Source organism: uncultured Varibaculum sp., from assembly GCF_902489465.1.
Taxonomy (GTDB): Bacteria; Actinomycetota; Actinomycetes; order Actinomycetales; family Actinomycetaceae; genus Varibaculum.
Genome location: NZ_CABTZZ010000050.1, coordinates 1 through 12,529, shown reverse-complemented (window position 1 = coordinate 12,529; position 12,529 = coordinate 1). Strand labels below are relative to the sequence as shown.

The following is a 12,529-nucleotide window of genomic DNA, read 5'->3' as shown; positions in this document are numbered from 1 at the left end:
TGTGCTCTTCCGATCTCGAACCGAGAGGTTCGTCCCCGCCTTGTCTATCCATTTTGGGGTGCATGCGAGAAAATGGGGCTAATGCCCATTTCCGGCTGTGTTTTCGGGTTAATACCCAAAGCAACTCGCGGTTAGGCCTTAACCGGCGAACATGGCGGCAGCCCCACTTTCAGCTTCTTCGTAGCTTACAGAGGCAGCCTGCAAGGCCTGACCAATAGAATCTAAAGCCGCCTCCATCTGGGCTTGCGCCGCGCGCCAGCGAGTTGCGCAATCCGCGAAGGAACTAGCAGCTGCCCCGGTCCAGGATCCTTGCAGAGCCTGCACTTGCGCCATCATGGCAGCGGCATCGGTGCGCAGTTGCCCGGCGATTGCTGCTGCCTGAGCTCCGGCTGCCGATACTTGCCCGGAATCTACATTGAACTGTGCCATCTTGGTTTCTCCTTAAAATAACTGATTGATTGGCTGTCGCCTTAATCTAGAACCTGACTAGCCCTGCTAGAATCTGCGCGATAATAGTTTCAGAAAACTAGATCCTGAGCTGTTCTTGGGGACAAAATAATAGCGAGGGACAGGGTTCATATCAGCAATCATCGGAAGATCGAAGCGTCTGGTACCCGTAATTTTGGAAGACCAGAAAGGGAATCCCTAAAATTCGGTCAGCGAATCCTCGTCGTCAGCGGAAGAATACATTGTCTCTTCTACATCCTCATCTGTGGAGGTAGTCGGCGTTTCTTCCTCTTCAAATTCTTCTTCCTCAGATTCGGCGCGGCGATAATCTCCATTTTTAATAGTGACTTTCCGCATCGTCAAAGTGGAAAACTGGTCAGCCACATTTTCCATTGAAGAAAGACCGTTTTCGCTATCATTACCGGCATTTTTAGCTTGCAAACGAGCGCTGCGTGCTTCCAGGTCTTTTCGCTCGGTCGCCGAAATTTTTCTTAGGGGAGTTTTTAAAGAACTCGGGTTTTCTCCCCTGTTTAGAATCGGCCGTCGCGCAACTGTGCGCGAGGATGCTCCCTTGATAACCACAGTCTCGGAAGTATCTGCGCTGCGGGTTTTTTCTTTAGTGCGAGGACGTAGGCCTGAGCGCTCTTTCCCAGAAGTATCCCCGGGGATCAATGTCGAGAGCTTCGCGTACTCGCCCTCTAAATTTTGCCGGGCGGCATTTTCATTGCCGCTACCCAAAGGAGAAAGAAAAATAGCATCGCGCGCCAATAACTTTGAGATTAGAGAGCGGCGTAACCTCGCATAGCGCAGCGGTTCCATAGTGTCCATTTCCGCTTGCATCAACTGGCAATAGCCTCGGTAATCCTGAGGAGAAGCTCCCAGGTATGACATGGAGGCGTCAACGAATACACAGGCGTCTAGATCATCGGGCGGTGGCTGGCGCCCTTCCAGCATTAGAATCAATTCTCCAACCCGGGTAGCCAGCTCTTTTGGTAGTCCCATTTCTGAGAGTCGGGTAAGCGCAAAATCAGCCGAGGCGGGATAGTTTTCGTAGTTAGTAGTGTTTTTTGCGCGTGTTTGCGACTGGGTAATTACTCCGTGATACCAGGCAGCAACCGTTAATACTGCTGGCTGTTGGGAAGTGTTTGTAAAATGATCCAAACAGGTAAGTAAACGGATTAAATGATTCTTGGTATGGAATTGGCGCCCGGCTGACTGCCACATTTGCAGCAGCTTATCCGCTTCTTCACGCAATAGGGTATCGTCGGTGATCCCCAGCTCTCGCATAGCTTTGACGAATCCCGTCTGCAGCCAAGATGGTGCACCTGGCATAGCCTTCGTACCCCCGACGATTGAGTGTTGCAGTGGTTATCCTACGGCTAAAACCGCTTTAGGGAAAATACAATCAAAAACAGCCCCCGCAGCTGCGACTATTCTTCTATGTTTTTCGGCACATCGGACCCGGTGTTTCGCGTAGCTTTCTTTCCCGTGCCTTTCTTAAAAACTTTGCCGATTTTCCTACTCGGTTTTTTCTGGACGGCAGGAGGAGGCAGTGCGGGGAAAGATATTCGTATCGTTAGTCCCCCGCCGGCAGTGGGTAGCGCCTGGGCAGTTCCCCCATGCACCGCGGCGATAGCCGCCACGATCGAGAGACCCAGACCGGTGCCGCCGGTTTCTCGCGAACGCGAACCGTCACGGCGGTAAAAGCGACCAAAAATCTCCTCAAGTTCTTCTTCGGGAACCCCCTCGCCGTGATCACGTACTTCTAACACTGCCTCACCAGAGTGAATGCCAGTTAAGATTTCTACCGGTACCTGGGGATTGGTGTAGCGTTCCACATTACCGATTAGATTGGTCATCACTTGGGTTAGTTGATCGCGATCGGCTAGCACCAGAGCGCTTTCTCCCTCATCTAACTCCAAGGCGGATCCATCCAGATGGAGTAAACTGATTTCTCTCTCGGGCGAAAGTGCCGATAAATCTAAAGCTCCTGCCGCCGCTATCCGGTAAAGATCTACCGCCCCCATTTTTATTTTCCGTCCTTCGTCCAGACGCGCAAGCTTTAGTAGATCCTCTACCAGAAGTCCCATCCGGGTGGCTTCTGACTCGATCCGCCCCATAACTTCTTCCACCCGCTCGGGAGGTACCCCGCCCATTCTGTACAGTTCCCCGTATCCGCGGATAGCTGCTAAGGGGGTGCGTAACTCATGAGAAGCATCGGAAACAAACTGGCGTACTTTTTGTTCATTACGCTTTTGAGTAACAATAGTTTCTTCAATTCGCGAAAGCATGAAGTTAAGCGCAGAAGCCAGCGAAAGCACCTCTCCGGCACGCACCTGGGATAAATCAATACGTTCGTGCAGGTCACCGGAGGCGATTTTTCCGGCAACTTCCTCCATTTGCCGCAGAGGGCGCAGGGAGACTTGCACTAATACGTAGGCCAAAACCCCGCCGATCAAAATAATGATGAGCGAAGTACCCAGAACATTAATGCCGGTAGCAGTAACAGTTTGGGTAACGGTTTGCAGCGGAAGCGCCACTATTAAGGTTCCGGTGATCTTAGGGGTTTGGCCGCTACGAATTGGCAGCATAATGGCGCGCCAGGACGAGGAGGACTCGCCTGCGATCGTAAAGGGCTTTTCCCACTTGATATCGCGGGAACGCTCTGCCAACTCTAGAGCCTTAGAGTCTGGGCGTCCTCTATCTACTGCCGCCGCAGAAGAGGTAGCTTCGGCGACCTGTCCGGCGTAGTTTACTCTCACAAAATAATTGGTGGGCTGATTGCCTTGGAATGTTCCTTTATCAAGCAGATCAACTAAATCGTTAGTTTTAATCCGCGAGGCGGTAGCCTTCAGATTGGAATCTATCTGCGCGGCCAAATGCGAATGCAAGATCCCGAGCATAGCGGCACCAGTTCCGCCCAATCCGCCAGCCAGCAGTGCCATGATAACTAGCACTAAACGCCAGGTGAGCGGGATTCGTTGCCAATAGGTGCGGTGGTGCTTGCTGTCTTTTGGCGCCGGATTATCTGCAGAAAACTGCTCTGTTTTACCGGGGGCTGCTGGGGTCATTAGTGCTTTCCGGTGCGAATCATGTAGCCGATGCCTCGGCGGGTGGTGATGATATCTCCACACGATCCCGGCACATCTAGCTTGCGTCGCAGATAGGAAATATACGATTCCACAATCGCCGCTTCGCCATTCCAGTCGTATTCCCACACGTGGTCGAGGATTTGGGCTTTCGAAACTACTCGTCCTTCGTTAATCATCAGATAGCGCAGCAATTTGAACTCAGTAGGGGAGAGGTCGATTACTTGGCCGGCGCGTTGTACCTCATGAGCGTCCTCGTCTAAAGCAATATCGGCCACCCGGATGACCGCGTCTTCACCCGCAAGCCCCCGGGTGCGCCGCAAGATAGCGTTAATTCGCGCCACCACTTCCTCTAGCCCGAAAGGTTTGGTTACATAATCGTCCCCGCCTACGGTCAGACCCTGGACTTTATCACTCATATCGTCTTTTGCGGTCAGGAAAAGAATGGGAGTGGTGAAGCCATTTTCGCGCAGGCGGCGGGTGACAGTGAAGCCGTCCACGTCGGGCAGCATTACGTCTAATACGATTAAATCCGGATCGGTGGATTCGGCCTGTTTTATCGCTTCGGAGCCGTCAGCGGCAGTGAAAACTTCGAATCCGGTATAGCGCAAGGAAGAGGCTAGTAGATCACGGATATTAGGTTCATCGTCTACTACCAGTAGGCGAGCAGTGTCATTAGCAGTCATAGCGTGAATTATTACCAAGAAAACTGGATGATAGCTGAATGAACTCTGGCAGGTAGGTGGGTAAAAGCTTAGGGCGGGCAGGTGTTAATCTCGGCTCGCGACAGGTAGAATCAAGCCAGCAACAAAAAGATAACCTGAGGGAAATAGCGTGAATAAAGCGAAAGAACCGCTGGTAGTACATGATCGTCAAACCTTGGAGCGGGTAGAAAGAAATGCCGGAACGGTGGGGCTGGTGGTCACCCGGGGTAACTGGCATCCCGGGCATCAGGCTGCTTTTACTGAGGCCAGCGGGCGAGTAGATACCCTGGTGGCTTCGGTTTATACCGATCCGGTAGGGCCGGCCTTTGAGACTACCTCCGATATGATTAGCGCTGCCGATTTAGAGTTAGCGGCGCGCAGCGGGGTAGATATTATTTTCGCGCCCTCAACTGAGGCTTTTTATCCTTTCGGGGCGGCGCTAACGCTGTTAGATCCCGGGCAGATTATCCGGCAATATGAAGGTGCCCATCACCTAGGGCAGGCACGGGATCGCCTAACCCAATTGGTGAAAATGTTGGGTATCGTCCGTCCTCATAAAGTATTTATCGGGCAATGCGATGCCCAGTTTTTAGCGGCGGTGCGCCTGGTGGTGCGCGATTTGGATATTCCAGTGTCGGTAGAGGTAGTTCCTACTTTCCGGGATTTAGATGGACTCACAGTTTCCCAAACCACCCAGGCTCTTTCTGCTACGCAGCGCGAGGATGCTACTTGCTTCGCGAAAGCCCTTTTTGCGGGAGTGCGGGAGGCGGCGTCCTCAGGCTCGGGGGCGGCAGTTCTCGCCGCAACCCGGCAGGCTCTGGGGGAAAGCGGTGCCGAAATTGAGTATCTGGATTTGGTTGATCCGATTTCCTTTGAATCCTGGCAGGCAGATGGCCCCAGTACTGCCTGCCTTATCGCAGCGGTAAAGCTAGGTGACATCCGTTTGAGCGATAACCAGTTAGTGGTACTTTCCCGTCCTTAAACTCGGGTTTAAGCTAGCGAGATTGAACCGGTTAACCGCTCATAGCTAACATGGAATGCGTGAGTGAAGCTAATAACCAAAGTGTGCCGGAACAGATTCGTATTCGCGCTGAAAAACGTCAGCGTCTGATTGATGATGGTCGTAACCCCTATCCCATTGCAGTACCTATTACCCATACCCTTAGCCAGGTGCGGGAAAAATACCCGGATCTAGCGGCTGGGGAAGAAACTGAAGACTTTGTGGGGGTCGCCGGGAGGGTAGTGTTTTCCCGCAATACCGGTAAGCTCTGCTTCGTAACTTTGCAGCAAGGCGATGGTACTCGCCTGCAAGCGATGCTATCTGCTGCCCAAGTGGGTAAAGACTCCCTAAGCGATTACAAAGCCGATGTGGATCTGGGTGATCACCTGTTTGTTTACGGACGGGTGATCGCTTCCAAACGCGGGGAGCTTTCGGTAATGGCGCAGCCCGGAGAGGACGGACAACCCGCCTGGCAGCTCACTGCTAAATCTTTGCGTCCGCTGCCGAAAACTTTTAAGACCGAGGACGGGCAAGAGGTTTCTCTTTCTGAAGACCAGCGAGTGCGTCACCGGGAAGTAGATATGATCACCCGGGAAGCGGCTCGGGAAATGGTGCGTACCCGCGCGCAGGTGGTGGCTTCCCTGCGTGCGACCCTTAGTGGGGAAGATTTTATCGAGGTGGAAACCCCGATGTTGCAAACCCTGCACGGTGGGGCAGCTGCCCGCCCCTTCGTCACTCACATGAACGCCTATGACACTGACCTGTATTTGCGGATCGCCCCAGAACTATTCTTAAAACGTTGCCTAGTGGGCGGGATCGATCGGGTTTTTGAAATCAACCGCAATTTCCGTAACGAGGGCGCGGACTCCTCCCATTCTCCCGAGTTCACCATGCTTGAGGCTTACCAGGCATATGGGAACTATCGCCAGATTGCTGAACTTACCCGCCAGCTGGTGCAAAATGCGGCGCAGGCTGCCCTGGGAACTACCGTTGCCACTTTGCCGAACGGGGAATCCTATGACCTGGGGGGACAGTGGGAATGGATTGACCTCTACGGCTCACTATCAGAGGCGTTGGGGCAAGAAATCTCTCCGCGCACTCCTCGGGAAGAGCTGGTAAAACTGGCTAAGGAACGGGAGATTGAAGTCGAAAAGTTCTATTCCCCTGGCAAAATCGTGGAGCTGCTGTGGGAAGAGGAAGTGGGGGATGACCTCTATGCCCCCACTTTCGTAGCGGACTTCCCCGAAGACACTTCCCCACTGGTTAAATCCCATCCCGAAAAACCCGGACAGGTGCAAAAATGGGATTTGTATGTGCGCGGATTCGAGCTGGCTACCGGCTACTCGGAACTCAACGATCCGGTAATTCAGCGAGAACGTTTTGAAGCACAATCCCTAGATGCCGCTAACGGAGACCCAGAGGCTATGCAAGTAGATGAAGAGTTCTTGCAGGCAATCGAAGCGGGAATGCCGCCAGCTGGGGGCATGGGAATGGGTCTTGACCGTCTGCTGATGGCGATTACCGGTCTGGGGATTCGCGAGACTATTACTTTCCCGCTGGTAAAGCGGATTTAAATAGTCTGGTTGTGGTGGAAGTCCGCCGGCGCCCTCCGAAATTCGTATTTTAAGTAACTAGGGAAGGGGATAATGATGCCCGTAAAGACTACCCATGTGGGTTCACTGCCGCGAACTCCGCAGCTTTTAGAAGCCAATAACCTGCTGTCTGCCGGAAAAATCAGCCCGGAGCAGTTCGAAGAAATTATCGAACGCGCCTCCGCGGAAGTGGTGGCCAAGCAACGCGAAATCGGGATCGATATTGTCAACGAGGGCGAGTACGGGCACGTCACCTCGGGGGCGGTCGACTATGGTGCCTGGTGGAACTATTCTTTCTCTCGCCTGGGGGGACTTACCCAAACCGATGAGGATCGTTGGGCAAAAACCGAGGTTATTCGCTCTGAACCCGGCAATATCCGGCTCACCACCTTCACTGATCGCCGTGACCGCAACCTGTTCCGCGAAGCCTATGAAGATCCGGATTCGGGAGTTCTCGGTAACCGCAACTCCGTAGGTAACCCGGTGATTACCGGCCCGCTTAGCTATATAGGGGCTGAAGCTGCCCGCCGGGACGTAAATCTACTGCTCAAAGGGCTGCAAGCTAATGGCCTAGATGCTTCTTCCGGATTTATCGCCGCTCTTTCGCCCGGGTCTTGCGCGCGGGTAGATAACCGTTATTACCGCACCGATGAGGAAGTTGTTTGGGCATGTGCCGATGCGATGCGCCAAGAATACAAGATCATCACCGATGCCGGTCTTACGGTGCAGATCGATGATCCTTCTATCGCGGAATCCTGGGATCAGATTAATCCGGAACCTTCCTTAGAGGACTACAAAAAGTTCATCGGGGTTCGCATAGAGGCTTTGAACTGGGCATTAAAGGATATTCCTACTGAACTTACCCGTTTCCACGTGTGTTGGGGTTCTTGGCATGGGCCGCACACTACAGATATTCCCTTCGCCGATATTGTGGAGGACGTGTTGCGGGTAGATGCGAGAGGCTACACTTTCGAAGCTTCCTCCCCGCGGCACGCCCATGAATGGCGCATCTGGCACGAATACCAGTTGCCTACAGACAAGGTGCTCATCCCGGGCGTGGTGTGTCATTCTACAAATATCGTGGAGCATCCCCAGCTGGTAGCCGATAGATTGTCGCGTTTCGTGGCGGCAGTTGGCCCGGAACGGGTAATCGCTTCTACTGACTGCGGACTGGGCGGACGTCTGCATTCCTCGATCGCCTGGGCGAAACTACAGTCCCTGGTGGCTGGGGCACAGCTGGTTTAAGGCCAGGAGGGTTCCTACCTTGCTGAGGCTTTCCGGGGCGGTTAAGGATTACGCTTGGGGATCTCCCTGCGCTATCAGTGATTTCACGGGGATTGATTTTGGAGGCCGGCGAGTGGCCGAGCTATGGTTCGGTGCTCATAAAGGCGCGCAGACACTGGCGGAATCTACTCCCCTTTCGGAAGTAATCGCCGCTGATCCTGCGGGGATATTAGGGGAGGACGTTTCGGAGCGCTTTGACGTCCAGCTTCCCTTTCTGCTGAAGATAATTGCTCCCGAGCAGCCGCTATCTTTGCAAGTACATCCCGGTAAACAGCAGGCGGAGGCCGGTTTTCAAGCGGAAGAAGAAGCAGGAATTCCTCTAGATAGTCCGCGGCGAAACTATCGAGATCGTAACCATAAGCCGGAAATGATTTTCGCGCTTACCACCTTTGAGGCCTTTGCCGGGTTTCGCGCGCCTCGCCGGGCGAAAGAGGTATTAGACAATTTGAATGCGCCACTAGCACGAGAAATGCTAGAAACCTTGCGTGCCTATCCCGGTTATCGTGGTTTACGGGCAGTAGCGCGTAAACTTTTGGCGCCCTTAGATGAGGAGCGCCGAATTCAAATAGAGGCGGTAATCACCGCTTGTCAAGATCGCCTAGATCGGGGCACTTCTCCCTCACTTAGGGTAGACCGCCAGGCAGTAGCTCTCGCGCGTACCTATCCAGGTGATCCGGGAGCCGTCTTATCCTTGCTGCTTAACCCGGTTACTTTACGCGTAGGGGAGGCGTTATTTATCCCTACCGGCGCGGTGCACGCCTATGTATCAGGATTGGGGATTGAGATCATGTCTGCCTCGGATAATGTGTTGCGTGCCGGACTTACCCCTAAACATATTGATGCCGGTGAGGCCTTGCGATGTATGGATTTTCACGGCGCGCCCCCGGTGCGGATCGCTCCGGAAATGAATGGTCGGGGTACCGGGATCTACTATGCGCCAGTGGATGATTTCGAACTTTCAGTGTCCGAGATAACCGGTGGGGAATGGATTCCGATTCCCGGTTTCGGTCCGCGAATACTATTAGGGGTTTACGGTGATCTGGAAGTCGGAGTCGGCGGGGAAGTGGAAACTATCTGTACCGGTCAGGCCGTTTTTGTTTCGGCGGCCGAGGGAACAGTGCGGGTGCGAGGAAACGGAAAACTAGTGCAGGCGGGAGTGCCGTAATGGATGTCGAATCTTATTGGGATAACTCTTGGGTCAGTGACCTGTCTGGTCATTCTTCTCCTTGTCTTACCTGGTACGGGCAGGATCGCATAGAGCTATCGGGGCAGGTAGTCAATAACTGGGTAACTAAGACTCAAAATCTTTTGGCCGGTGACCTAGCCGCCGAATCTGGAGGAGTGTTGGCTCTGGGATTGGGGCTTTCCTGGCGTGATCTCCTGTGGCGAATTGCCGGGTGGGGGTTAGGGCTAACGGTGAAGAATCTGACAGCTTATGCACCTGACAGTAAAGAGCTGGCAGATCTGATTGCAGATCCGGATCTGGTTGCCTGTGCAATCAGCGACCCGGCTGCCGGCTCCGGTTTTGTGGATAGTGGAATTGAAACCTATCTTGTGAGCCTGTCTCCGCTAGCTTGGCGTTACCCGGGTGACTTGCCTGCCGGATTTCTAGACGGTAACCGGGAAGTGCTCGCCCAAGCTGATCAACTACTTTTCCCTTTACCTAGGGAAAACTTTGCACTGGCAGACACCGCTTTTCGGGTAAGTGCTGACGGGAAAGCAATAGCCGATTTTTCCCGCTGGTGTGAACAAAAGGTCCCGGGGCGCCGAATCTTAATCAAAGTAGCTGAGGATTCGACCCCGCAATCCTTGGCACTGGTTATCGGGCAGATTTGGCGTTATCAGGGCGCAGCGGTAGTCCTAGAGCCAAATTGTGGGGAAATCGAGAAGATTTCTTCTGTGGAAAATATTGCGGAATTTATTGAACTGAACTGCAGGTAGATAAGATTTCTAATCTTTAAGAAGAGCAGAAGCTACAAAAAATCTATACCATTTTTTTGGGTGACTTCCCCGAATGACACGCTTGTAGTTTATACTCTTATAGACACCTATTTTTGCGAGGAGAACAATATGTGGAACATTTTTGGCGAGGGACCCATCTCGTCTAATCCGCAATCCTGGCAAATTGGGCAGGATGACCAAGGCCCCCTCTCCTGGCAAGAACAAGCGTTATGTGCCCAAACCGACCCCGAGGCGTTTTTCCCTGAAAAGGGGGGTTCTACTCGGGAAGCGAAAGCGGTTTGTGAGCTCTGCGAGGTTCGCGATGAATGCCTCAGTTATGCCTTAGAAAATGATGAACGCTTCGGAATCTGGGGCGGTCTTTCAGAACGGGAACGGCGCAGATTGCGGCGCAATGTAGGGTAGCCCAGTGGCCTCTGCCTCTGAACCATCCGCTTCCTACCAGCATCCCAGCGTCCAGGTTTTTATTGCCACGCAGGGTCTTACTCCCTACCTGAAACAAACTTTAACAGCGCTGCGTGCGTGCCGTTACCCCATAACCTCCCTGGTGGTGGTAGATACTGCCGTTGATACTACCCTTACTCCCGCTCAGCTGCTTCCCTACGCGCCTCTGCATTATTCCCAGGTAAAAGCCCCTAACTTGGGGCAGGCAGTAACCCTTGCCCGGGCCAACAATCTGGAGGCCGTCGACTATCTGTGGATCCTGCATGATGATTCTGCCCCCGACCCGGAATGTCTGGGGCAACTCGTCCAAGCGTTCGAGAACTCGACCACCCTGGGGATCGCCGGTCCGAAAGCCCTGGATTGGGATAAACCAGAAACGCTAGCCTCGGTAGGTATCCACGCTACTCGGGGTGGCGAGCGCCTTACGCCTTTCGATCCGGGCGAAGTTGACCAGGGGCAATATGACGGTGTCAGTGATGTGCTGGCGGTAGGAACCGCGGGACTATTGATAAAAGCCCAGCTTTGGGATCGTTTGCGGGGAACTAGCCCCCTGCTAGGAAAATTTACTGAAGGATTAGAGCTGGGACGGCGTGCTCGAATGGCTGGCTACCGCGTTTGCCTGGTGCCAACAGCCCGTATATACCACGCGCAAGCCGGACTCTTCGGGCTACGCGAATATCTAGAGCCCCAAAACTCCGCTAGTCTAATTGCCGCCGATACCGGGGACGAAAATACCGCGGGGAAGCAGGCTGCAAAGTCTGCCGAAACAGGTAACCCGATAGAAACCCAAGCGGGTAAGTCCGCGGCGATAACGGAAAACCTGCCGACAGCAAAGACACCCGCAGCCCCGAAAGTGAACAGTCAGGACGCTCGACCAAAAGAGCGTATCCCAGGGGAAGAGCAAAACACCGCTGAGGATAACGAACAGCTGGAAACCGAGGAGGGCAGGCAACTATCAGACCCAGACGGTCCCGTTCCCCACCAGCCAGTTTACGTTTATGATCCGGCTCCGGTTACCCCCTTGGCTCAAAAAGCTCCCCGGGAAAAAGAAAAATCCGAGCCTGCGCGACGCGCAGATAAGTACCTCTATCGTGCCCTCACTATCAGCTCGGTGCTCCTGCCATTATGGCTTTTTTTGCTACCTCTAAAATCACTGCTGATAGCCCTATTATGGGTGCTACGCTCTGAAGGCCAGCGAGCAGCAATAGAGATCAAAGCGGCGAACCGAGTATGGGGATCGCTAGGGAAAATCCTGGCGGCGCGGCGGATTCAGCGGCGACAATCCCAGATCTCTCGGCGCGAACTTGCCCGCCTGGAAGTACCAGCTAGCAGGGTACGGGAAAACCGTCGACTGATCCGGCGGGTAGACCGCGAAAGCGGACAGGAAGTGCTCAAACTAGGGACAGTAGCCAAATCCCAGTTGGACAAGGTAACTTGGCACGCCCAAATCATCGCCTGGCTACTCGTCCTATTTTTCCTCTGCATTAGTTTATTCGGGATGCGAAATTTCCTCGGGGGAATGCACGGAGGATTCTGGAGCGTTCTGCCCGGAAGCTGGCATGACTTTTGGGTATTGGCAACCAATTCTTGGCGTACCTTTTCTACGGGGACAAATGGCCTCCCGGATCCGATTGCCTATCCGCTGCTGGTTATCACCGCACCTTTCGCGATTTTCGGTATCGCTCCCACCACTGTATTGCGTTGGCTAATGATTTTGTCTCCCCTGGGAGCTGGAATGGGTGCCTGGATGGCATCGGCCGCACTGACGCGAGTAAATTCTGTGCGTGTCCTAATCGCTCTCAGCTGGGGGGCAGCGCTCCCGTTCTTGGTTTCTGTGCAGGCAGGAAATCTTTATGCTGTCCTCGGTCATGTTTTCCTTCCTGCGGCAGTAGGGGGAATTGTTTCGTTTTTTGAGCTGCGCCGTCCCTACCGGCTGGCGGGGGGGCTGGGGGCAGAGACTTATCTACCCAACTATTCGCGCCGCCGCCCCCCCGGCCCCGCCGCGCCGGC

Annotated in this window: 11 protein-coding genes; 7 read left to right on the top strand and 4 right to left on the bottom strand. The window is 53.8% G+C overall.

Annotated elements, in window-relative coordinates; translation table 11 throughout:
- Positions 1-138 precede the first annotated feature (138 nt).
- The 4 genes from RDM26_RS07825 to RDM26_RS07810 form a co-directional block, all read right to left on the bottom strand.
- Complete coding sequence (locus RDM26_RS07825) at positions 139-429, bottom strand: WXG100 family type VII secretion target (RefSeq protein WP_024059522.1); 291 nt, start codon at positions 427-429, stop codon at positions 139-141.
- Positions 430-645: 216 nt separating this feature from the next.
- A complete protein-coding gene (locus tag RDM26_RS07820; RefSeq protein ID WP_307738414.1) occupies positions 646-1,779 on the bottom strand; it encodes a hypothetical protein in 1,134 nt (377 codons plus the stop codon).
- A 98-nt stretch (positions 1,780-1,877) separates the two neighbouring features.
- Entirely contained in the window at positions 1,878-3,518 is a 1,641-nt protein-coding gene (locus RDM26_RS07815) for an ATP-binding protein (protein WP_307738413.1), read from the bottom strand.
- Entirely contained in the window at positions 3,518-4,222 is a 705-nt protein-coding gene (locus RDM26_RS07810; protein ID WP_307738412.1) for a response regulator, read from the bottom strand. Before RDM26_RS07810 ends, RDM26_RS07815 begins: the two co-directional genes overlap by 1 nt.
- Positions 4,223-4,370: 148 nt before the next feature.
- On the opposite strand from RDM26_RS07810, the gene RDM26_RS07805 reads away from it, so the two are divergent.
- From RDM26_RS07805 to RDM26_RS07775, 7 genes are all read left to right on the top strand, one after another.
- Entirely contained in the window at positions 4,371-5,222 is an 852-nt protein-coding gene (locus RDM26_RS07805; RefSeq protein WP_307738411.1) for a pantoate--beta-alanine ligase, read from the top strand.
- 50 nt (positions 5,223-5,272) lie between these two features.
- A complete protein-coding gene (lysS, locus tag RDM26_RS07800) occupies positions 5,273-6,814 on the top strand; it encodes a lysine--tRNA ligase (protein ID WP_307738410.1) in 1,542 nt (513 codons plus the stop codon).
- Between the two features lie 75 nt (positions 6,815-6,889).
- On the top strand, positions 6,890-8,077 hold the full coding sequence (locus tag RDM26_RS07795) for a cobalamin-independent methionine synthase II family protein (RefSeq protein ID WP_307738409.1): 1,188 nt from the start codon (positions 6,890-6,892) through the stop codon (positions 8,075-8,077).
- Between the two features lie 19 nt (positions 8,078-8,096).
- Positions 8,097-9,281 carry a mannose-6-phosphate isomerase, class I gene (gene manA, locus RDM26_RS07790; protein ID WP_307738408.1) on the top strand — a complete coding sequence of 395 codons (1,185 nt, stop codon included), beginning with the start codon at positions 8,097-8,099 and terminating at the stop codon, positions 9,279-9,281.
- Positions 9,281-10,057, top strand: a complete 777-nt coding sequence (locus RDM26_RS07785) for a TIGR03089 family protein (protein ID WP_307738407.1) — start codon at positions 9,281-9,283, stop codon at positions 10,055-10,057. Before manA ends, RDM26_RS07785 begins: the two co-directional genes overlap by 1 nt.
- A 129-nt stretch (positions 10,058-10,186) precedes the next feature.
- Entirely contained in the window at positions 10,187-10,480 is a 294-nt protein-coding gene (locus RDM26_RS07780) for a WhiB family transcriptional regulator (protein WP_022864340.1), read from the top strand.
- A 4-nt stretch (positions 10,481-10,484) separates the two neighbouring features.
- A partial coding sequence (locus RDM26_RS07775) for a glycosyltransferase (RefSeq protein WP_307738406.1) occupies positions 10,485-12,529 on the top strand: 2,045 nt, incomplete at its 3' end.

Bases quoted from the DNA above. Each gene is read 5' to 3' on its own strand.
- RDM26_RS07820 (WP_307738414.1), bottom strand. From the start codon at position 1,779: ATGCCAGGTGCACCATCTTGGCTGCAGACGGGATTCGTCAAAGCTATG.
- RDM26_RS07780 (WP_022864340.1), top strand. From the start codon at position 10,187: ATGTGGAACATTTTTGGCGAGGGACCCATCTCGTCTAATCCGCAATCC.
- RDM26_RS07815 (WP_307738413.1), bottom strand. From the start codon at position 3,518: ATGACCCCAGCAGCCCCCGGTAAAACAGAGCAGTTTTCTGCAGATAAT.
- RDM26_RS07825 (WP_024059522.1), bottom strand. From the start codon at position 429: ATGGCACAGTTCAATGTAGATTCCGGGCAAGTATCGGCAGCCGGAGCT.
- lysS (WP_307738410.1), top strand. From the start codon at position 5,273: ATGGAATGCGTGAGTGAAGCTAATAACCAAAGTGTGCCGGAACAGATT.
- RDM26_RS07810 (WP_307738412.1), bottom strand. From the start codon at position 4,222: ATGACTGCTAATGACACTGCTCGCCTACTGGTAGTAGACGATGAACCT.
- RDM26_RS07795 (WP_307738409.1), top strand. From the start codon at position 6,890: ATGCCCGTAAAGACTACCCATGTGGGTTCACTGCCGCGAACTCCGCAG.
- RDM26_RS07785 (WP_307738407.1), top strand. From the start codon at position 9,281: ATGGATGTCGAATCTTATTGGGATAACTCTTGGGTCAGTGACCTGTCT.